Source organism: uncultured Rhodococcus sp., from assembly GCF_963525155.1.
GTDB classification, from domain to species: Bacteria; Actinomycetota; Actinomycetes; order Mycobacteriales; family Mycobacteriaceae; genus Rhodococcus_F; species Rhodococcus_F qingshengii.
The window spans coordinates 1-21,134 of sequence record NZ_CAURKP010000066.1 but is presented as its reverse complement, the minus strand read 5'-3'; the positions used below and the strand labels follow the sequence as shown (position 1 = coordinate 21,134).

At 62.7% G+C, this 21,134-nt stretch carries 16 protein-coding genes and 2 tRNA genes; 11 read left to right on the top strand and 7 right to left on the bottom strand.

Going from position 1 to position 21,134, the window contains the following annotated elements; translation table 11 throughout:
* Positions 1 to 132 precede the first annotated feature (132 nt).
* Positions 133 to 206: transfer RNA gene (locus tag RWT78_RS15230), tRNA-Gly, on the bottom strand.
* A 408-nt stretch (positions 207 to 614) separates the two neighbouring features.
* Between RWT78_RS15230 and RWT78_RS15225 the strand changes: the two genes are divergently transcribed.
* The 5 genes from RWT78_RS15225 to clpX all read left to right on the top strand — a co-directional run bounded on the left by RWT78_RS15225 (position 615) and on the right by clpX (position 5,322).
* A tRNA-Pro gene (locus RWT78_RS15225) sits at positions 615 to 688 on the top strand.
* Positions 689 to 820: 132 nt separating this feature from the next.
* Positions 821 to 2,194 (top strand): trigger factor, encoded by a 1,374-nt coding sequence (tig, locus tag RWT78_RS15220; RefSeq protein WP_007730958.1) that lies wholly within the window; start codon positions 821 to 823, stop codon positions 2,192 to 2,194.
* Positions 2,195 to 2,410: 216 nt separating this feature from the next.
* Positions 2,411 to 2,998, top strand: coding sequence for an ATP-dependent Clp protease proteolytic subunit (locus RWT78_RS15215; protein WP_007730960.1), 588 nt, complete (start codon positions 2,411 to 2,413; stop codon positions 2,996 to 2,998).
* A gap of 48 nt (positions 2,999 to 3,046) precedes the next feature.
* A complete protein-coding gene (locus RWT78_RS15210; RefSeq protein WP_003944539.1) occupies positions 3,047 to 3,709 on the top strand; it encodes an ATP-dependent Clp protease proteolytic subunit in 663 nt (220 codons plus the stop codon).
* Between the two features lie 332 nt (positions 3,710 to 4,041).
* Positions 4,042 to 5,322, top strand: a complete 1,281-nt coding sequence (gene clpX / locus RWT78_RS15205; protein WP_003944582.1) for an ATP-dependent Clp protease ATP-binding subunit ClpX — start codon at positions 4,042 to 4,044, stop codon at positions 5,320 to 5,322.
* 100 nt (positions 5,323 to 5,422) lie between these two features.
* Here the strand turns inward: clpX and RWT78_RS15200 are convergent, their stop codons facing one another.
* The 3 genes from RWT78_RS15200 to RWT78_RS15190 form a co-directional block, all read right to left on the bottom strand.
* Positions 5,423 to 6,760, bottom strand: a complete 1,338-nt coding sequence (locus tag RWT78_RS15200) for an MFS transporter (protein WP_003944496.1) — start codon at positions 6,758 to 6,760, stop codon at positions 5,423 to 5,425.
* A 203-nt stretch (positions 6,761 to 6,963) separates the two neighbouring features.
* Positions 6,964 to 9,186: a glycoside hydrolase family 3 C-terminal domain-containing protein gene (locus RWT78_RS15195; RefSeq protein WP_314676463.1), complete on the bottom strand. Its 2,223-nt coding sequence runs from the start codon at positions 9,184 to 9,186 to the stop codon at positions 6,964 to 6,966.
* A gap of 71 nt (positions 9,187 to 9,257) precedes the next feature.
* On the bottom strand, positions 9,258 to 9,932 hold the full coding sequence (locus RWT78_RS15190; RefSeq protein ID WP_007730968.1) for a TetR family transcriptional regulator: 675 nt from the start codon (positions 9,930 to 9,932) through the stop codon (positions 9,258 to 9,260).
* Between the two features lie 127 nt (positions 9,933 to 10,059).
* Here RWT78_RS15190 and aroQ point away from each other — a divergent pair, with 127 nt between their 5' ends.
* From aroQ to RWT78_RS15175, 3 genes are read left to right on the top strand one after another with little or no spacing between them, the layout of a single operon-like run.
* On the top strand, positions 10,060 to 10,509 hold the full coding sequence (aroQ, locus tag RWT78_RS15185; protein ID WP_058227172.1) for a type II 3-dehydroquinate dehydratase: 450 nt from the start codon (positions 10,060 to 10,062) through the stop codon (positions 10,507 to 10,509).
* A complete protein-coding gene (locus RWT78_RS15180) occupies positions 10,509 to 11,387 on the top strand; it encodes a shikimate dehydrogenase (protein ID WP_054187687.1) in 879 nt (292 codons plus the stop codon). Before aroQ ends, RWT78_RS15180 begins: the two co-directional genes overlap by 1 nt.
* On the top strand, positions 11,384 to 13,297 hold the full coding sequence (locus RWT78_RS15175) for a sugar phosphate isomerase/epimerase and 4-hydroxyphenylpyruvate domain-containing protein (RefSeq protein ID WP_030536642.1): 1,914 nt from the start codon (positions 11,384 to 11,386) through the stop codon (positions 13,295 to 13,297). The genes RWT78_RS15180 and RWT78_RS15175 overlap by 4 nt, the downstream gene beginning before the upstream one ends.
* Here RWT78_RS15175 and fdhD read toward each other — a convergent pair.
* On the bottom strand, positions 13,248 to 14,117 hold the full coding sequence (gene fdhD / locus RWT78_RS15170; RefSeq protein WP_314676462.1) for a formate dehydrogenase accessory sulfurtransferase FdhD: 870 nt from the start codon (positions 14,115 to 14,117) through the stop codon (positions 13,248 to 13,250). The two genes, RWT78_RS15175 and fdhD, sit on opposite strands and share 50 nt — an antisense overlap.
* 1 nt (position 14,118) lies before the next feature.
* The gene (locus tag RWT78_RS15165; protein WP_176742005.1) at positions 14,119 to 16,428 is read right to left on the bottom strand and encodes an FdhF/YdeP family oxidoreductase; all 2,310 of its coding nucleotides are present in this window, start codon (positions 16,426 to 16,428) and stop codon (positions 14,119 to 14,121) included.
* Between the two features lie 121 nt (positions 16,429 to 16,549).
* Between RWT78_RS15165 and RWT78_RS15160 the strand changes: the two genes are divergently transcribed.
* From RWT78_RS15160 to RWT78_RS15150, 3 genes are all read left to right on the top strand, one after another.
* On the top strand, positions 16,550 to 17,557 hold the full coding sequence (locus RWT78_RS15160) for an iron-siderophore ABC transporter substrate-binding protein (RefSeq protein WP_030536639.1): 1,008 nt from the start codon (positions 16,550 to 16,552) through the stop codon (positions 17,555 to 17,557).
* 63 nt (positions 17,558 to 17,620) lie between these two features.
* Positions 17,621 to 18,235: a GNAT family N-acetyltransferase gene (locus tag RWT78_RS15155; protein ID WP_030536638.1), complete on the top strand. Its 615-nt coding sequence runs from the start codon at positions 17,621 to 17,623 to the stop codon at positions 18,233 to 18,235.
* A gap of 12 nt (positions 18,236 to 18,247) precedes the next feature.
* Positions 18,248 to 20,281, top strand: a complete 2,034-nt coding sequence (locus RWT78_RS15150; protein WP_314676461.1) for a S9 family peptidase — start codon at positions 18,248 to 18,250, stop codon at positions 20,279 to 20,281.
* A 72-nt stretch (positions 20,282 to 20,353) separates the two neighbouring features.
* Here RWT78_RS15150 and RWT78_RS15145 read toward each other — a convergent pair whose 3' ends face one another.
* Entirely contained in the window at positions 20,354 to 21,055 is a 702-nt protein-coding gene (locus tag RWT78_RS15145; RefSeq protein WP_003944468.1) for a hypothetical protein, read from the bottom strand.
* Positions 21,056 to 21,134: the final 79 nt, after the last annotated feature.

The window sequence follows — 21,134 nt, the reverse complement described above, 5'->3', positions numbered from 1 at the left end:
TCCCGAGCAGAATCGATCCGGACAACTCCAGGATACGGACTGCAGGGGAGTGGTCTGAGTGGACAAAGTCGGAACACAAAAAATCCGCACCGGCTGGGCCGATGCGGATCTTTTGTGGAGTTTCCCTCCTGATGGAGGGGATGACGGGAATCGAACCCGCGTGATCAGTTTGGAAGACTGAGGCTCTACCATTGAGCTACATCCCCGTGCATACGACAACTCGGGATCGCCGTGTTCGTCGTCTGCGATACGAAACTGTACCCAAAGCCCCACCGGATTTCATAATCGGGGGGTCGGAGAAGTTCGAGACCGTCGTTCACCTGGGGAATTGGCGAATTGCTCGGCGAGTCGGGGTGTCTCGGCCGCAGGCGCGGCTTCTGATTCCGGCTCTGAATGGCAGTTGAGGCAAGGCTGTATGTGGCTGCCGTATGTGGCTGCCGTCGGATGACATACTGACGGGGTCGACAGCCGGGCCGTGTACAAATGGCGGTCGGGTTCGTGAGAGAGTAGTGAGCGCGATAGGGTTGTGCGCGGTCACCGATGGTGGCTGCCTTTGTGGCCCGCTGTCTTAGCGGCCTCGGAAGGCCGTATCGTGTGTTTCATGTGATCGGAAACGGGATGTAGCGCAGCTTGGTAGCGCATCCGCTTTGGGAGCGGAGGGTCGCAGGTTCAAATCCTGTCATCCCGACAAGTACGTACATGGCACTTCACCTCCAGTAAGTCCGGGAGTGAAGTGCCGCGCCAGACAGCAGTACCGAACACACAGCAGTACCGATTCAACACAAGTTGTGAGCAAGACCAGACGAAGGAGCGAAGTTTCGTGAAGAGCACCGTCGAGCAGCTCAGCCCGACGCGAGTCCGTATCAACGTTGAGGTGCCCTTCGCGGAACTCAAGTCTGATTTCGACAAGGCCTACAAGGCCCTCGCGCAGCAGATTCGTCTCCCCGGCTTCCGTCCCGGCAAGGCTCCGGCCCGCCTCCTCGAAGCGCGTGTCGGTCGCGGCGCTGTGCTCGAGCAGGTCGTCAACGACGCTCTGCCGTCGCGTTACTCCGAGGCTGTCACCAGCGCCGGCGTGAAGGCCATCGGCCAGCCCGAGATCGAGGTCACCAAGATCGAAGACGGCGAACTCCTCGAGTTCACCGCCGAGGTCGACGTGCGCCCGGAGATCGAGCTCCCTGACTTCAGCTCCATCAACGTCGAGGTCGATCCGATCGAGATCACCGACGAAGCCATCGAAGAGCAGCTGCTTTCGCTGCGTCAGCGTTTCGGCACCCTCACCGGCGTCGACCGCGCAGTCGAGGACGGCGACTTCGTCTCCATCGACCTGTCGGCCACCGTCGACGGCGAGAACGTTGCCGAGGCAACCGCGAGCGGACTGTCGCACGAGGTCGGTTCGGGCCAGCTCATCGAGGGCCTCGACGAAGCCATCATCGGCCTCAAGGCGGGGGAGTCCAAGGACTTCACGTCGACGCTGGTCGCCGGCGAGTACGCAGGCAAGGAAGCTGTTGTCACCGTGACCGTGCAGACGGTCAAGGAGCGCGAGCTTCCGGCTGAGGACGACGAGTTCGCTCAGCTCGCCAGCGAGTTCGACACCCTGGAAGAACTGAAGGCTGACCTCCGTGAGCGCGTCGCACGCGTCCGCAAGGTCGAGCAGGCCGGTCAGATCCGCGACAAGGTTCTCGAGCAGCTGCTCGAGACCGTCGAGGTTCCGTTGCCGGAGGCCGTCGTCAAGGCTGAGGTCGACGCTGCACTGCACGACGCCGTTCACGGTCTCGATCACGACGAAGAGGCACTGAACAAGCTCCTCGAAGAGCAGGGCAGCAGCCGCGAAGAGTTCGACAAGGATGCACAGGAAGCCGCTGAGCGCTCCGTCAAGACGCAACTCTTGCTCGACTCGATTGCCGATGCGGGCAACGTCACCGTCGGTCAGGACGAGCTCACCGAGCGCATCCTGTTCCAGGCGCAGCGTTACGGCATGGCTCCTGAGCAGTTCATCCAGCAGATCCAGCAGGCCAACCAGCTCGGCGCCGTCTTCGCAGACGTCCGTCGTGGCAAGGCTCTCGCGTCCGTCGTCGAGTCGGCCGGTGTCAAGGACACCTCCGGCGCAGTTGTCGACACCGCAGAGCTGTTCGGCAGCAGTGAGGCCGAAACCGAAGCGGACGAGTCTGATTCCGCCGAGAGCGAAGACAAGTAAAAACGCAGGCGGACGGGTGTTTTCACCACGATCGACTGCACTGAGTTTTCCGCTTTGAGCGAAGTAGGGCGGCACCGGGACTCCGGTGCCGCCCTACTTCGTTACTGTCTGTGTCAGTAGAAGTGTTTCGCATAGACGATCCACCGCACAAGTAGATCCACATAGAAGGCAGGTACCGTGACTTCCAATCACCTGGAGACTTTGCAGAGTCCCGCCATGACTTCAGCGACCGCTGGGTTGAACCTCAGCGACTCGGTGTACGAGCGCTTGCTGCGAGAGCGCATCATTTTCCTCGGTACCCAGGTCGACGACGACATCGCCAACAAGCTGTGCGCACAGATCCTGCTGCTCTCGGCCGAGGACCCGACGCGAGACATCTCGCTCTACATCAACTCGCCCGGTGGATCCGTGACCGCAGGTATGGCGATCTTCGACACGATGCAGTTCGCCGAGTGCGACATCGCCACCTTCGGCATGGGCCTTGCGGCGTCGATGGGTCAGTTCCTGCTCTCGGCAGGCACCAAGGGCAAGCGCTACGCACTGCCTCACGCCCGCATCATGATGCACCAGCCGTCCGCCGGCATCGGTGGTTCCGCCAGTGACATCGCGATCATGGCCGAGCAGTTCAAGCACACCAAGCGCGAAATGGCCGAGCTGATCGCTCAGCACACCGGCCAGACGGTCGAGCAGATCACCGCGGACTCCGACCGTGACCGTTGGTTCACGGCGAAGGAAGCTCTCGAGTACGGCTTCGTCGACCACGTCGTCTCCCGTGCGAATCAGGCCGGCGGCACCGGCAACTGAGCCGGTTCGCCCATCCTTTCGCTGCCCAATTCATACTTTGGAGAACTGATGACCAATCTTTTCGGAGCTAACTCGCTGGGCGGCCAGGCGCCGTCGGGCCCCCAATCGCGTTACATCCTGCCCCAGTTCACGGAGCAGACCAGCTACGGCGTCAAGACGTCCGACCCGTACAACAAGCTGTTCGAGGAGCGCATCATCTTCCTCGGCTCGCAGGTCGACGACGTCTCCGCCAACGACCTCATGGCGCAGTTGCTGGTTCTCGAATCGCAGGATCCGGACCGCGACATCACCATGTACATCAACTCGCCCGGTGGTTCTTTCACCGCGCTGATGGCGATCTACGACACGATGCAGTACGTCCGTGCCGACATTTCCACCGTCTGCCTCGGTCAGGCTGCTTCGGCAGCTGCCGTGCTTCTGGCCGGCGGTACGCCGGGCAAGCGCTTCGCGCTCCCCAACTCACGCATTCTGATCCACCAGCCGGCTACGGGCGGCATCCAGGGTCAGGTTTCCGATCTGGAGATCCAGGCTGCGGAGATCGAGCGTATGCGTCGGCTCATGGAGAGCACGCTGTCGCTGCACACGGGTAAGGATCCGGAGACCATCCGCGTCGACACCGATCGCGACAAGATCCTCACGGCCGAGCAGGCCAAGGAGTACGGCATCATCGACGACGTGCTGGCTTACCGGAAGCTCAGCGCACAGAAGTAGTCGATTTCCGCCTCGTGTCGAGGATCTGTATCCCGATTCCCGACACGAGGCGGACACGTCGAGAAGTGCCTGGTGGAGCGCTCGCCAGGCTGAAATCTCGACTCTTTTCTTTTTTATCCGCAGGCGAAACGCCGAGAACAGGTCGACCCCGTTCGGGATCTGCGGGTACCGTCACTTCACGGGCTGGTTCTCGACCGGCGTTCTGCGATTGTTCGACCAGATTTGTTCGATCAGTTTGTCTGATCTGACAACTACCGAAGTACTGCGGAGCGTCTCGACCGATCGAGTGGCGGCGAGTGCACGTACATGATGGAAAGTAGGGACCTCACGAGATGGCACGCATCGGCGACGGCGGGGATCTGCTCAAGTGCTCTTTCTGCGGTAAGAGTCAGAAGCAGGTCAAAAAGCTCATTGCAGGACCCGGGGTGTACATCTGCGACGAGTGCATCGACCTCTGCAACGAGATCATCGAAGAGGAATTGGCCGAATCGAGCGAGGTCAAGCTCGACGAGCTTCCCAAGCCTGCGGAGATCCGAGAATTCCTCGAGAACTACGTCATCGGTCAGGACTCCGCCAAGCGGACGTTGGCCGTGGCCGTCTACAACCACTACAAGCGCATTCAGGCCGGCGACAAGGGCCGTGACGCGCGGGGTGAGACGGTTGAGCTCGCGAAATCCAACATCTTGATGCTCGGCCCCACCGGCTGTGGCAAGACGTATCTCGCTCAGACTCTCGCGAAGATGCTCAACGTCCCGTTCGCCATCGCTGACGCGACGGCGTTGACCGAGGCCGGTTACGTCGGTGAGGACGTCGAGAACATTCTGCTCAAGCTGATTCAGGCTGCCGACTACGACGTCAAGCGCGCCGAGACCGGAATCATCTACATCGACGAGGTCGACAAGATCGCCCGTAAGAGCGAGAACCCGTCGATCACGCGTGACGTGTCCGGCGAAGGTGTTCAGCAGGCGTTGCTGAAGATCCTCGAAGGTACGCAGGCGAGCGTCCCGCCGCAGGGTGGCCGTAAGCATCCGCACCAGGAATTCATTCAGATCGACACCACGAACGTGCTGTTCATCGTCGCGGGCGCTTTCGCTGGTCTCGAGCGGATCGTCTCCGATCGTGTCGGCAAGCGCGGTATCGGTTTCGGCGCCGAGGTTCGGTCGAAGGCCGAACTGGATACGGTCGATCGTTTCGCCGAGGTCATGCCGGAGGATTTGATCAAGTTCGGTCTGATTCCGGAGTTCATCGGCCGACTGCCGATGATCGCGTCGGTGACCAACCTCGACAAGGAATCGCTCGTTCAGATCTTGTCGGAGCCCAAGAACGCTCTCGTCAAGCAGTATCGTCGTCTCTTCGACATGGACGGCGTCGAACTCGAGTTCACCGAAGAAGCGCTCGACGCTATTGCCGATCAGGCGATCTTGCGTGGAACCGGTGCGCGTGGCCTGCGCGCCATCATGGAAGAGGTTCTTCTTCCCGTGATGTACGACATTCCCAGCCGTGACGACGTCGAAAAGGTGGTCGTCACCGCGGAGACCGTCAACGACAACGTACTTCCGACCATCGTTCCGCGTAAGCCGGAACGTGGCGAGCGTCGCGACAAGACGGCGTAGAACTTCAAAACGACTGTGGCCCGGTATCTCTCGCGAGATGCCGGGCCACAGTGGTTCGTGTAACACAGTCGTTCGTGCAGGATGTCTGTCGGGTATTCGGCTAGATCGGGTTGCCGAGTTCCTTGAGGGGAGTGCGGAACGTCTCCTTGGCGGTGAACGCCGAGATCGCGCAGATGACGCACGCCACCGAAGTCAGAATGGCGACGGGCATCCAGTGTGTCTTGTCGCCGCCCATGAGGGCGTTGCCGATGGCGGGGGCAAAGCCGGCGAGGGCGAAGCCGACCTGGGTTCCGATTGCGATGCCCGAGTAGCGGACCTTGGTGTTGAACATCTCGGAGTAGAACGACGGCCAGATGGCATTCGGGGCAGCGTAGAAGACGGACATCAATCCGATTGCGGCGAGGAAGATCAGGGGAACGTTGCCGCTGGCGATTGCGCCGAAGTACACGTAGATGAACACGGCGCTACCGAGGGCGCCACCGATGAACAACGGCCTGCGACCGATCCGGTCGGAGAGCATCGCCCAGGCGGGCTGACTGAGCAGGGCTACGGCGTTGGCTGCGATGGCAACCCAGAGCATGGTCGACTTCGGAATCCCCACTTCTTCGGTGGTGGCGAAAGCGAGACCGAAGACGGAGAAGATGGTCGAGACGACGGCGATGAAAGCGCAGCAGATCACGCGAATCAGATTTGCGCTGTGGGTGCGAAGAAGATCGGCAACAGGCAATTTGGCGACGGTCTTGGATTCCTGCTGCTCGGTGAACTCTTCGGGCTCTTCGAGCTTGAGACGCATGATGTATGCCGCGACCAGAACGATCAGGCTGCCCCAGAACGGGATTCGCCAACCCCACGTGTAAAGGATGTCGTCGGGGAGCGCGGCGATGGGCAGGAATACGAGGCTGGCGAGGATGAAGCCGGCCTGGGTGCCGTTGAGGGTCCAACTGCAGAAGAACGCGCGTCGGCCTTCGGGGGCGTGTTCGAGCGTCAGTGAGCTGGCACCGCTCTGTTCACCCGCGGCGGAGATGCCCTGGGCGATTCTCATCAGGACAAGAAGGATAGGTGCAAGAACTCCGATCGAATCGGCGCTGGGAATACATCCGATGAGGAAGGTGGCTGCGCCCATCAGAATGAGCGTGAGCAGCATGATCTTCTTGCGGCCGACGCGGTCACCGAAATGGCCGAGGACTACAGCGCCGAGGGGACGCGCGACGTACGCGACACCGAAGGTGGCCAGCGAAAGCAGAGCCGCATGTCCGCTGTCCGGGAAGAACACCGTGGGGAAGATGAGCGCAGCGGCGGAGGCGTAGATGTAGAAGTCGTAGTACTCGAGCATGCTGCCGAGAAACGACGACGTTGCGGCGCGCTTGACCTTGGTCGTATCCGGCCTGGCCAAGGATCCTGCCTCGGGGCCGGACGGTGTAACCGTGCTAGCTGACATGCTCATCTCCTGGGTGGAAGCGTCGTGGAGGCTCTACATCCGCCGATGGTGTTCGTCGAGAGTGTTCGTATCGAGAACGTCTGTGCGGAGAGCGATACAAGGAATGTAACCGACGCCACAGCAACTACACAAGATTATTAACCAAATAGTTCATAAAAATCTACTGGCGGTCACGCTGCTCGTCGAAACCGCAGTTCAGGGAGTTAGGAGGCCGGCTGTGCTGCGGCCGCCACCAACTGCTCCACCTGTTCCTCGGTGATGCCACGGCCGAAGGTGGCGAGTTTTCCGAGCGGCATCGAGCCTGCGAGTGCCATCATCTCGGGGCTGACCGCCTGTGCACCGTCGCCCGCTGCGGCAGCCATGGCGGCGCCGAGAACTGCGCTGCCGACGGGATGGGCGAGCCATTCGCCGATGGTCGACATGGCGTCGAGCGTGCCGACGCCGACGTTCCCGGCCAGGGTGATCGTGTCGGTGGTTGCGATGTCCCGAGACGAGAAGCCGACGCGGATCTCGTAGTCGCCGGCCTCGATCGCCCAGTCCTGCGCCGCGACGGACCAATAGGCAAATGCCCTGCTGTCGAGCGTGATGGTCACAGTCGCGGATTCGTCGGGGTCGAGGTGGACCTTGGCAAAGCCTTTCAATTCCTGCGCGGGTCGATCGATGCTTGCCGAGGCGTCGTGGACGTAGACCTGAACGACGCTGCTGCCCGATCGGTCGCCGCTGTTGCGCACGGTGACGGTCACTTCGGCGGAGTTCTCACCGGCCTCGACGGAGGTATCGGTGATGTCGAAGGTGGTGTAGCTCAGCCCGAACCCGAACGGGTACGCCACTTCGCGCAGCGCGGAGTCGTAGTAGCGGTATCCCACGTACAGGCCTTCGCCGTAGCGGACGTGCTGCTGTGATCCCGGGAAATGCAGATACGACGGATTGTCTTGGAGGCGAAGCGGAATGGTCTCCGTCAGGCGGCCGGACGGATTCGTGATGCCGAACAGAAGATCGGCAATCGCCGAGCCGCCCGCCTGGCCGAGTAGCCAGCCCTCGAGGATTGCGGCGGCATGATCCTTCCAAGGCTCGATCGAAACCACACCGCCGTTGGCGAGCACGACGACCGTGTTCGGGTTCGCGCCGTGGACCGCTTCCAGCAGGGCGATCTGGTCAGCCGGCAGTTCGATGTCGGTTCGGTCGAATCCTTCGGATTCCGTGGCGGACGGTAGTCCGAGGAACAGCACCGCGACGTCGGCGCGGCGTGCGGCGTCGACAGCCTCGGTGACCATGTCGTCGTCCGGAGTGCCGTCGAAGGTGAAGCCCGGTGCGAAAGTGACGCGGTCGGCGCCTTCGCGGTCGAGGATCGCGTCCAAGGCATTGTCGAGCTTGGTCGGGACCACCTGTGAACTGCCGGCTCCCTGGTACCGCGGGCTGCACGCGAATTCGCCGATCACCGCGACGGTTTGCCCGCCGGGGGTCAGCGGCAGTAGTTCTCCGTCGTTGGCCAGCAAGACAGCGGACTCCGCTGCAGCGGTCCGTGCCAGTTCGTGGTGACGCTCGACGTCGTACGTGTGGCCTTCGGTGCGCGCGGCGGCGGTGCGTGCCACCAGCGTCGCCAGGCGCTCGGCGGCAGTGGTGAGCACTGATTCGTCCAGGTCGCCGCCGCGCACGGCGTCGACGATCTGGGTATCGGTTCCGGTCGGCGGCATTTCCAGGTCGAGGCCCGCGGCGAGTGCCGCCACGCGGTCGTTGACCGCTCCCCAGTCCGAAACGACGAGGCCGTCGAAGCCCCACTGTTCGCGCAGTACCTCGGTGAGCAGCCAATGGTTCTGGCTCGAGTACACACCGTTGATCTTGTTGTACGAGCACATGACCGTCGTCGGGGCCGCGGTCTTGACGGCGTATTCGAAGCCGGCCAGATAGATCTCGCGCAGCGTCCGTTCGTCGACGTCGGCACTGACTCTCATCCGGTCGTGTTCTTGGTTGTTGGCAGCGAAGTGCTTGAGCGAGGTTCCGACGCCGCGAGACTGGATGCCGGTGATCAGCGCTGCCGCGACGCGGCCGGAGAGGAATGGGTCCTCGGAGACGTATTCGAAATTCCTGCCACACAAGGGTGATCGTTTGATGTTGATGCCTGGGCCGAGGAGGACCGAGACCTGTTCGGCTTTGGCCTCGTCGCCCAGAGCCTCACCGACCTGGCGGATGAGGTCGAGGTTCCACGACGAGCCCAACCCGACCGCCGGTGGGAAACATGTCGCTGGAATGCTGTGGCCGAGTCCGAGTGCGTCGCCGCCCTCGGGTTGTTTCCGGACTCCGTGCGGACCGTCGGTCAGGAGTATCGATTCGATTCCGGGAACGGACTGGCTGTGCCAGAAATCCGAGCCCGACGTCAACGACGCCTTCTCCTCGAGTGAAAGCCCGTCTACGTAATTCTCGGTCACGTCATTCCTCCCGGTGGCAGCTGTGAGTTCCACTCACCACCGTAGGGGGATTTTTCGGACTTCGGGGTGGGTCAGGACGGCGCCTTCGAGGTCAGGAAGGCAACAACCATGTCGCCGAGCATGGTTCGAAGATGCTCACGATGCGTCGAGTCGGTCAGGTCGCGGTCGAAGAGCGCTTTGAAGGTGTAACGATTGGCGATACGAAAGACGCAGTAACTGCTGATCAACATGTGAATATCGAGAGCATCTACGTCGGAGCGGAATGCTCCCGACTGCTGTCCGTCGTGGAGGATCTGCGAGACCAGGTCGGCGGCGGGGGCGCCGAGACCGCTGAGTAGCTCGGATTTCTCGATGTGCTCACCGCGGAGCATGTTCTCGTTGGCTACCAGCCGAATGAAGTTCGGGTGTTGTTCGTGGTGGTCGAAGGTGAGTTCGGCCAAGGCGCGGACTGCTGCCGTGGGTTTCAATCCCTCGAGGTCGAGTTCACGTTCCTGCGCGCGAATGACGCTGTACGCGTGTTCGAGGACGGACTTGTACAGCCCTTCCTTGTCGGTGAAGTAGTAGTAGATCATGCGCTTGGTGGTGTGAGTCTTGGTTGCGATCTCGTCCACTCGGGCGCCGGCAAAGCCTTTGTCGGCAAACTCCTCGGTGGCGACGGCGATGATGTTCACCCTGGTCAGATCGCTGTTTCGGCGTCGTTTCTCCGGCTTCGACACCACGGAGTTCACTGACTGCTCGGAAACCATGTGCTCACTCTATCTGTCAGCAGTTTGTCGACTTTGCTTGTCGAGTCCGCGTCGGGGGAGTAACGTCCAGTGAACTAACTCACTAGTTCGTACATTAGTTTCGAGCGTCAACCCCGAGGTGCCCCTGATGACTTCATCTCTACCGGTCCTGGTCCTCAACGGGCCCAACTTGAATTTGTTGGGCCAGCGCCAACCGGAGTTCTACGGGAGAGACACGCTGGACGACGTCGTTTCCCGCTGTGAAGCGGCGGCCGCGAAGTTCGGAGCGGTGGTCGAGGCAAGGCAGTCGAACCACGAGGGCCAACTGATCGATTGGATCCACGAGGCCAGGGGAAGAGTCGCGGGCATCGTCATCAATCCCGGTGGGTACTCGCATACCTCCGTTGCGTTGCGTGACGCTCTGGTCACACTCGATGCCCCCGTCGTGGAGGTGCACATCAGCAACATCCACAGTCGCGAAGAATTCCGTCACCACTCGTATGTCTCCGGCATCGCCGACGCCGTCATCTGTGGATTGGGAATCGACGGATACAGCGCCGCAGTCGAATTCGTCTGCATCCGAGAAGGGAAGAACTGATGAGCGATTCGATGCTCTGCGGTCTGATCGGCACCGGAATCGGAGCCTCTTTGACTCCGATCATGCACGAGGAAGAAGGGCGCAGACAGGGTCTTCCGTACGTCTACCGCATCCTCGATCTCGACGTGATGGGCATGGCGCCGTCGGACATCGGTGAACTTCTCACCTATGCACGACGTTTCGGGTTCCGCGGCCTCAACATCACTCACCCGTGCAAGCAGTTGGTGATCGAGCACCTCGACGAGCTCTCGCCCGATGCGAGCCGGCTCGGCGCGGTGAACACGGTCCTCTTCGACTCCGGCAAGGCGATCGGACACAACACCGATTGGTCGGGCTTCGGCCGAAATTTCGACGACGGACTTCCCGGAGCACAGCTCGATCGTGTCGTGCAGCTCGGTGCCGGCGGAGCCGGTGCGGCGGTTGCCTATGCCGCGCTCACCCGTGGCGTCGGGACACTGACGTTGGTCGATTCGAGCCTGCCTCGCGCGCAGGAACTTGCACAAACCTTCGCGCAGCAGTTTCCGGCGCAGGTTGTCGAGGCGCGGCATACGAGCGACCTCGCCGAAGTGCTCGGCAAGGCAAACGGATTGATCCACGCGACGCCGATGGGAATGGCGGCTCATCCCGGAATGGCGTTCTCGCCAGATCTGCTTCGCCCTGATCTGTGGGTGGCCGAAATCGTCTACCGTCCACTCGAAACCGAACTGTTGCGTCAGGCAAGGTTGATCGGAGCCCCGACGCTCAGCGGAGGCGGAATGACTGTCTTCCAGGCCGTCGACGCGTTCCGGATCTTCACGGGCATCGAGCCCGACAGTAAGCGCATGCTCGCGCACATGACGGAACTTGTACACGGCGAACAGACTGCGGCAGCGCTGTGAGTGCCCCGGTCCGGACGTCGATCGCGACGGTATCGCTCAGTGGCACTCTCGAGGAGAAGCTCGACGCCATCGCTGCTGCCGGCTTCGACGGCTTCGAGGTGTTCGAGCCGGATTTTGTTGCTTCGCCGTGGTCCCCGAAGGAATTACGAACGAGGGCTGCGGATCTGGGCTTGACCCTCGATCTGTATCAGCCGTTCCGTGACTTCGACACGGTGGACGAGGCCCAATTTGCTCGGAATCTTGTTCGAGTGCAACGCAAATTCGAGCTCATGGATCAACTGGGGTGCGAGACGCTCCTGGTGTGCTCCTCGCCCCTGCCGACCGCAAGTCACGATGACGGTCAGTTGACAGAGCAATTCGGAGCTCTCGCCGAACTGGCGTCCGAGCACGGCAAGAAGGTTGCCTATGAGGCGCTCGCGTGGGGTGCCCACGTCAACACGTACGGCCATGCGTGGCAGATCGTCGAGGGCGTCGACCATCCTTCGCTCGGTACCTGTCTGGACAGCTTTCACATCCTCTCGCGCGGTGACGATCCCGCCGGAATTCGCGAGATTCCCGGCGAGAAGATCTTCTTCCTCCAGTTGGCGGACGCTCCGTTCTTGGCGATGGACATCCTCCAGTGGAGCCGGCATCACCGAAACTTCCCGGGGCAGGGCAGCTTCGATCTCAATGCGTTCGCTCAGCATGTCTACGCCACCGGTTACGACGGACCGTGGTCGCTCGAGATCTTCAACGACGTATTCCGCCGCGCCGACACCCAGCGGACGGCAATCGACGCTCATCGGTCGCTCCTGCATCTGGAAGAACAGGTCGCCGCCGCGAACCCTGCCGCCGGTGGACCCACGCTGTTCACCGCCCCGGAGCGCACACCGCTCGAAGGAATCGTGTCTCTGCGAATCGCGGCGGGTCCGGCGAAACAGGACCAGGTGCACTCGATGCTCTCCCGCGTCGGTTTTCATCTTGTCGGACGGCACCACGATCACGATTTGCAGTTGTGGCGGCACGGACCGCTCACCGTTGCCGTGGATGCGACTGCGGGCACGGTGTGGACGGCGCCCGGGCTGCCTGCGGATCTACCGGTTCTCACTCAGATCGGCATCCGGGCAACCGAACCCGAGGTGTGGGGAGAGCGCGCTCTGGCTCTCGAAGTGCCGGCGACGCGCGTGCAGTTGCCGGGGTCGAGCGACGAGAACTCCGAGGTACCGGACGTCGTACGCCTGAAGGTCACCGATGCGACATCGATCGACCTTCGTGGCCCCGGCAGCGCTGCAGCGTGGGAATCGGCATTCGAGATCTACCCGCTGCCCGCCGAGCGCAATCGTGAACAGGGCGCAGTGTTCACCGGGATCGACCACGTGGCACTGGCGGTTCCGGCCGAGAGCTGGGACGGCATCATGCTGCTCCTGCGGTCCGTGTTCGAGATGCAACCACACGAGGGGCAGGACGTCACCGATTCTGTCGGCCTCATGCGAAGCCAGGCGCTCACGCTCGTTCAAGGCGGTGACGGACATACCCTGCGCATCTCGCTGAACATGGTGGAGGGAAGTCGAAGTGGGCTGCCGACGGTCCGTCGCGGCGGCGTCAGCCACGTCGCCTTCGCGTGTGAGAACATCTTCGGTGCCGCTGCGTCCATGCAGGACTGGGGATTTGCTCCGCTACCCATTTCCCCGAACTACTACGACGATCTGGACGCGCGTTTCGGACTGAATCCGGAACTGCTCGACCGGATGCGCAGCACCGGAATTCTTTACGACGCGGACGCTCACGGCGAGTTCTTCCACCTGTTCACCCCGACCGTCGGGGGAGACCTGTTCTTCGAGGTCGTGCAGCGAGTGGGTGGATACGAGGGCTACGGGGAAGTCAACTCCGCTGTGCGACTGTCGGCTCAGTTGCGTGCGAGTTCGACGTGACCTCGACTCGGTGCGGGTGCGAGTAGACGTTCATCGAATCGCCGCGGATGAAACCGGCGAGAGTCAGCCCGGACTCCTGCGCTAGTTCCACTGCCAGCGACGACGGCGCGGAGACAGCACCGAGGATCGGAATGCCGGCCATGACGGCCTTCTGGACGAGTTCGAACGACGCCCGCCCGCTGACGATCAAGATCGTGTCGTAGAGGGGCACTCGGCCGTCGGTGATGGCCCAACCGATCACCTTGTCGACGGCGTTGTGACGGCCGACATCCTCGCGCAGTGCAAGGAGTTCGCCGGTGGCGGTGAACAATCCGGCCGCGTGCAGGCCACCGGTGCGCTCGAAGACCCGTTGGCTCTCCCGCAGTGTGACCGGCATGGCCGACAGGATGGTCGAGGTGACGGAAGTCGTGTCACCGACCAGCGGATGTCGCGTCGTGGTTCGGACGGCGTCGAGCGAGGTCTTGCCGCACACTCCGCACGCGGAACTGACGACGGTGTTGCGGTCGGTGGTGTGGTCGGGCAACGGCACTCCGGGAGCGAGAGCGATGTCGAGGACGTTGTACGTGTTCGCACCGGATTCGTCGACGCCGTCGCAGTAGCGGACGACGCTCACGTCGTCGCGGGTGGCGATGACACCTTCGCTGAGAAGGAATCCGTGCACGAGATCGACGTCGTTGCCGGGGGTCCGCATCGTCACTGCCAGCACCTGACCGCCAACTCTCATTTCGAGTGGTTCCTCGACGGCCAGCGTGTCGGGGCGCGTGACGACCCGATCACCCGAGATTCGAACGACCGGTGTTCGTGCGGTGACTCGTCCCATCTCAGGCGCCCGATGCTTCGAGTCGAACGGTGACGGCCTTCGACACCGGCGTGTTCGACTTGGCTGCAACGTGTTCGAGGGGAACGAGCGGATTTGTCTCGGGGTAGTACGCCGCAGCATTGCCGCGCGGGGTGTCGTAGGAGACGATGCGGAATTCCGTGACCCGACGCTCTTCGAGTGTGCCGTCGGGTGTTGTCCACTCGGACACGATGTCGACGAGATCGCCGTCACGGAATCCGAGTGCGGTGATGTCTTCGGCGTTGACGAGGATGACCTTGCGTCCGCCCTTGATGCCGCGGTATCTGTCGTCGAGGCCGTAGATCGTGGTGTTGTACTGGTCGTGGCTGCGCATCGTCTGCAGAATCAGGCGCCCACTCGGAGTGGGTATCCAGTGCAGGTCGTTCACGCCGAAGTTGGCTTTGCCGGTGTGCGTGCGGAACTCACGCGAGTCACGCGGCGGGTGGGGGAGTTGGAATCCGTCTGGCTCTCGAACGCGGGAGTTGTAGTTTTCGCAGCCTGGCACTACCCGTGAGATGGAATCGCGGATCAGGTCGTAGTTGCCCTCGAAGGCCGACCAGCGGACGGAGTGATCGTTGCCGAGTAGTTCGCGGGCGAGTTGGCAGATGATGGCGACTTCGCTACGCAGGTAGGGGCTGACCGGTGTGAGGCGTCCGCGCGACAGGTGCACCATGGACATCGAATCCTCCACGGAGACAAGCTGCTTTCCGCCGGCTTGGACGTCGAGGTCGGTGCGTCCGAGGGTGGGGAGGATGATCGCGGTCTGCCCGTGGACCACGTGACTGCGGTTCAGCTTGGTGGACACCTGCACGGTGAGTTCACATTGACGCAACGCTGTTTCGGTCGCTGCGGTGTCCGGGCTTGCCTGGATGAAGTTGCCGCCCATCGCCATGAAGAAGCTTGCCTTGCCTGCGTTCATGGCGCGGATCGCGTCGACGGTGTCCCATCCGTGCTTGCGGGGGCTCGAGATCGAGAACTCGGTGTCGAGCGCGGCCAGGAACTCTTCCGGCATCTTTTCCCAGATGCCCATCGTGCGGTCACCCTGGACATTGGAGTGTCCTCGCACCGGACAGACCCCGGCACCGGGTTTGCCCATCATTCCACGCATGAGCAGCAGGTTGACTGCTTCTTCGATGGTGGCGACCCCGTGTGTGTGCTGAGTGATGCCCATGGCCCAGCAGGTGACGGTTCGCTCGGATCGGGCAAGTGCGGCAGCCGTTTCCTCGAGCTGTGCCATCGACAGACCCGTTGCCTCGAGTACCGTCTCGAGATCGACCGCGCGGATGTGCTTCTCGTATTCGTCCCAACCGGCGCAGTACCGGTCGACGAAGGCGCGGTCGACGACCGTCCCGGGAGCGCGATCTTCCTGCTCGAGTAGCAGCTTCCCCAGGCCTTGGAACAGCGCCATGTCGCCGCCCAGTCTGATCTGCAGGAACTCGTCCGCGATGTCGACTCCGTGCCCGATCACGCCGGACACCTTCTGTGGATCCTTGAACCTGCGCAATCCCGCCTCGGGCAGAGGATTGATGGCAATGATCTTGGCGCCGTTGCTCTTTGCCTTCTCGAGTGTGGAGAGCATTCGAGGGTGGTTGGTGCCGGGGTTCTGTCCGGCGATGAGGATGAGATCGGCGTTCTCGAGGTCGGGAACCGTCACCGAGCCTTTGCCGATGCCGATGGATTCGGTCAGTGCGCTTCCGGACGACTCGTGACACATGTTGGAACAGTCGGGCATGTTGTTGGTGCCGTAGCTGCGAATCATCAACTGGTAGAGAAACGCGGCTTCGTTGGACGTGCGACCGGAGGTGTAGAACACCGCTTCGTCCGGCGATGCGAGGCCGTTCAGATGTTCGGCGATCAGTGCGTACGCGCCGTCCCAGTCGATCGGCCGGTAATGGGTTGCTCCCGGCGTCAGGACCATCGGGTGCGTCAGTCGCCCCTGCTGTCCGAGCCAGTAGTCGGTCTTGCCATCGAGATCGGCGATCGAGTGCTCCGCGAAGAATTCGGGTGTGACGGTGCGAAGCGTTGCTTCCTCGGCAACAGCCTTCGCTCCGTTCTCGCAGAATTCGGCGGGCTTGCGATGTCCGGGAGTCTCCGGCCACGCACACCCCGGGCAGTCGAAGCCGTGGCGCTGGTTGAGTCTGGTGAGCGTTCGGGCGGTCCGCAAGGCTCCCATCTGCTCGATTCCTCGTTGCAGCGACACCAGAACGGCCGGAACTCCGGCGGCGTAGTCCTTGGGGTGCGTGACTTCGAGATCCGATTCGTCGATGTCCTTCGAGGGGCCCTGGCGCGTCATGTCTCCATAGTGGCCCGAACGGCGCGGTACTGCCATCGAATGGGCCGGTCGAACTAGCCGGAATGAAGCTTTCATCGGCTAGCCTTACCTACCGAACCAGCAGACTTTAAGGGGTAGGAACATGGATCGAACGGACGCAGGTCGGCTGACCCGGCGCGGATTTCTGATCGGCACGTCGGGAGCGTTGCTGGCATTCGCCGCAGCCTGCTCCAGTTCGAACGACGAGGACACACCTCCCAGCGGTGACTCTGCGGAATCGATCACGCACAAGTTCGGGGCTACGGAGTTGCCCAAGGATCCGCAGCGGATCGTCAGTGTCGGATACAACGATCAAGATGCGATCCTGGCGCTCGGTGGGACCTTGGTCGGAACCTTCGACTGGTACGGCGATTACCCCTACGGAGTGTGGCCCTGGGCGCAGCCGCTGCTGAACGGGGCGACTCCCGAGATCATCGGAACCGCGGGCACCACCATTCAGATGGAGAAGGTCGCTGCCACGACACCCGACCTGATTGTCGGCACCTACTCCGGGCTCACTCAGGCGCAATACGACAAACTCAGTGCCATTGCGCCGACGGTGGCGCAGCCCAAGGAGTTCGCGGATTACGGAATCCCCTGGCAGAACCAGACGACCATCATCGGCGAAGCGTTGGGGCAGCAGGGTAAGGCCACCGAGCTGATCGCCGGCGTCGACCAGAAGTTCGCCGACGTGAAGACGGCCAATCCGGCGTTTGCCGGCAAGACCGTTCTGGTCGGCGCGTTGAAGGGGCCGGGGCAGTTCGGGGTCTACGGACCGGAAGACCCGAAGGTGCGGTTCTTCACCGAACTCGGATTCGTGAATCCGCCTGTCACCGATCAGATCACGGGTAACTTCGCCGAGATCAGCACCGAGCAACTCTCGCTCGCGGACGTCGACGTACTCGTCTGGTACGCCGGTGGCGGCTACGGCGACAAGCTTCGCGCGGAGCTGGACAAGACCCCGATCTACCAGGAACTAGACGTCGTGAAGGACGGCCGTGCGATCATTCTGGAAGACGCTGCTGCCGAAGCCATGACGTGGAGCACCGTACTGAGCTTGCCGTACGCGCTCGAACAGATTCCGCCACGGATTGCGGGCTTGCTCGTCTGATCGGTTCAAGGACAGCGCTGTTCAAAGTCCAGGGATTCGGACAGTCGGCGGTACTCTCGCCTCATGGGTGTACACGTACGGCCGGCTGTCCGATCCGATATTCCGGCACTGTCGGCAGTGTTGGCCGAGGCGTTCGAAGATGATCCCTTGATGGCGTGGATGTTGCCGGACGAGGCCACCAGGGCTGATCGCCTGACGAAACTGTTTGCCGCAGAAGCTCGTTACCACCACCTCGCCGGGGGCGGCGTCGAGGTGGCCACCGACGACAACGGCCTGATCGGCGGGGCAACTCTGTGGGATCCGCCGGGGCGGTGGAAGCAGTCGTGGATTTCCGGGCTCGTGAGCCTGCCCGCAATGGTGCGTGTCTTCGGCAGGGGGCTACGACACGCGGCCGAGGTCAGCTCCGTTCTCGAAGGAGCACACCCGAATTCGCCGCACTGGTATCTCGCGACCGTCGGGACCGGCAGCGCGGCGCGCGGTGGGGGATACGGCAAAGCGCTACTGAACTCTCGGTTGGAGCGTTGTGACCGTGAACATGTCGACGCTTACCTCGAGAGCAGCAAGGAATCGAACATCCCGTACTACAACCGCTTCGGTTTCGAAGTGACCCGTGACATCGTCATGCCAGGCGGCGGGCCGACGATCTACGCAATGATGCGTCAACCGCGGGGCGCGTGATACGAACTAGTGGTGACCCAGATTCCCGAGCTCCACGCAGGCACACCGTTCGACGAACTCGACGACTACATCGCTCTGGCCAGGTTGTCCGGCCTGGTGTTGTCACCTGACGGCTCGCTGCTGATCTGCGCGCGCGCCGTTCTCGACGACAAGAGCGCCGAATACGTGTCCTCGTTGTGGGAGATCGACCCGGAAGGCCGGCGTCCTGCGCGTCGGTTGACCTGGGGTTCGACCAGCGAGTCCGGTGCTGCCTTCGCGTTCGACGGCGACGTGCTCTTCACTGCCACGCGAGCCGTGCCGGGCGAGAGTGATCCGCAACCAGCACTCTGGCGCCTACCAGCGGCGGGCGGAGAAGCTCAGCTGCTGATCTCGCGTCCCGGTGGTGTCTCGTCGGTATCAGCGGCGAAGGCGGCGCCGACGTTCGTGGCCCAGACGTCGGTCATGGCTTCGGCGATCAGCCTCGACCAGGACGATCAGGTGCGATCGGCGCGCAAGGACAAGAAAGTCACGGCGATGCTGCACACCGGTTATCCGGTGCGCCACTGGGACCACGACCTGGGCCCCGATCATCCGCATCTGGTTGTGGCCGAGACGGATTCGAAGGAATCCGTCGAGTTGCGGGACATCACGCCAACTGCAGGCGCGGCGCTGCGAGAGACGTCGACCACGATCTCCGACGACGGTCTCTTCGTCGTGACCACGTGGACTGTCGGCGATCCGAGTGCCGCCCGCCGATCGACGTTGGTTCGGATCGACACGGTGACCGGCGACCGAACCACCCTCGTCGACGAGGCGGACGCGGACGTCTACAACCCGGTGCTCTCGCCGGACGGAACCAAGCTCGCGTTCATCCGGGAGACTCTCACCACGCCGGAGTCCGCGCCGCGAATGACTCTGCAGCTCTACGACTTCGGATCCGGTGCCGTGACCGGCGTCGCCGACGGCTGGGATCGCTGGCCCACCTCCCTGGCCTGGCTACCCGACGGATCCGGGCTGGTGGTCACCGCTGACGACGGCGGCCGCGGTCCGATCTTCACGATCGACCTGTGGGGCCAACCAGTGCAGCTGACAGCCGACGACGCGGCGTACACCGACGTTCGAGTGGCGCCGGACGGTGAGTCGATCTACGCGTTGCGAGCCTCGTACGAAGCGCCCCCACACGTGGTGCGGGTCGATCTGCGATCAGGTGAGATCACCGCACTTCGTGGGCCCGACACTTTGCCGGAGCTGCCGGGAACACTGACCGAGATCACCGCGCGTGCCGAGGACGGTTCGACGGTGCGTAGCTGGTTGGCGCTGCCGACGGGCGCCGCGCCGCATGCACCGGTGCCATTGCTTCTCTGGGTCCACGGCGGCCCACTCGGTTCGTGGAACACCTGGTCCTGGCGGTGGAATCCGTGGCTGCTCGTCGCCAAGGGCTATGCAGTACTGCTGCCCGATCCCGCGCTCTCGACCGGATACGGCCAGGATTTCGTTCAGCGCGGGTGGGGTCAGTGGGGCAAGGCGCCTTTCACCGATCTGATGGCGATCACCGATGCTGCCGTCGCGCAGCCCGAGATCGACCCCAAGCGGACAGGCGCGATGGGTGGTTCGTTCGGCGGTTACATGGCCAACTGGATCGCCGGCCATACCAACCGTTTCGACGCGATCGTCACCCACGCAAGTCTCTGGGCATTGGACCACTTCGGCCCGACCACGGACGCTGCCTGGTACTGGCAGCGCGAGATGTCGCCCGAGATGGCCGTCGAGAATTCGCCGCATCTGTACGTCGCGGACATCACGACTCCGATGCTGGTCATCCATGGCGACAAGGACTACCGGGTTCCGATCGGTGAGGGCTTGCGACTCTGGTACGAACTGCTTGCCGAGTCAGGTCTGCCCGCCGACGACGACGGGAAAACGGACCATCGCTTCCTCTACTTCCCCGACGAGAATCATTGGGTGCTCAAGCCGCAGCACACCCAGATCTGGTACGAGGTGGTCACCGCGTTCCTCTCCGAGCACGTTCTCGGCGAAGATGTCGCGCTACCGGAGATTCTGGGCTGAACCCGCGCGTGCCTCGTTCGGCGGAAACAGCCGAACGAGGCACGCTCGTCTTCGCGTGGATCCTGACCGGACTCAGGCGCCGGGGCAGCGAACCGTGTACGCCCACTCGGTGTGGTCGGGGCCGGTGACGCGAACCAGCACGGACGATGCACCGCCGGCGGGCACGTTGACGACCGCCGAACCGGTTCCCTCGTTGATGTCGTCGCCGATGTATCCGGTGCTGTGGATCAACCGTCCTTCGTAGTACACCTCGATCAGGTCCGGGATGTCCTCGGTTTCGTAGCCGAGTACGAACGACGTCGGTCCGCCGCGGCCGAGCTCGTGCTTGGTGCTGGTGATTCCTGCGCCGCCGGAGACCGTCGAGGCGTCGCAGCGCTGCGTGGGTGCAAACGATCCGCCGCCGCCGCTGCCGCTGGCCAGGCCACTGAGAATGTCCCTGACGTTGCCACTGGCCAGGCCGTTGACGATGTCCGTCGCGCTGGTCGAACCGGCGTTCAGGCCGCCGAGGACGTCGTTGAGGTTCCCAGTGGCAATCCCGCCGACGATGTCGCCCACGCTGCCGCTGGCGATGCCGTTTGCGATGTCGTTCCCGATATCGCCGACGCTTCCGTTGATCGTGGCGCTGCCACTGTCGATGCTTCCTTGCACACTTTCTTCGATGCCGGGGGCAGCGGACGCAGTCGCCGGAAGCACGAGGGCAACCGCCGCTCCGATCGTCGCGGCCGCCGCCAAGGTTCGAACGCCGGGACGGCGAGAACTCCAGTTGTTCAACATATTTGCTCCACAGGTAGTTGGTCGGTCGTCCTTCAGAGCGATCCTGTCAGCGGAGCGGATCGGTGAATATCGTTTGTTC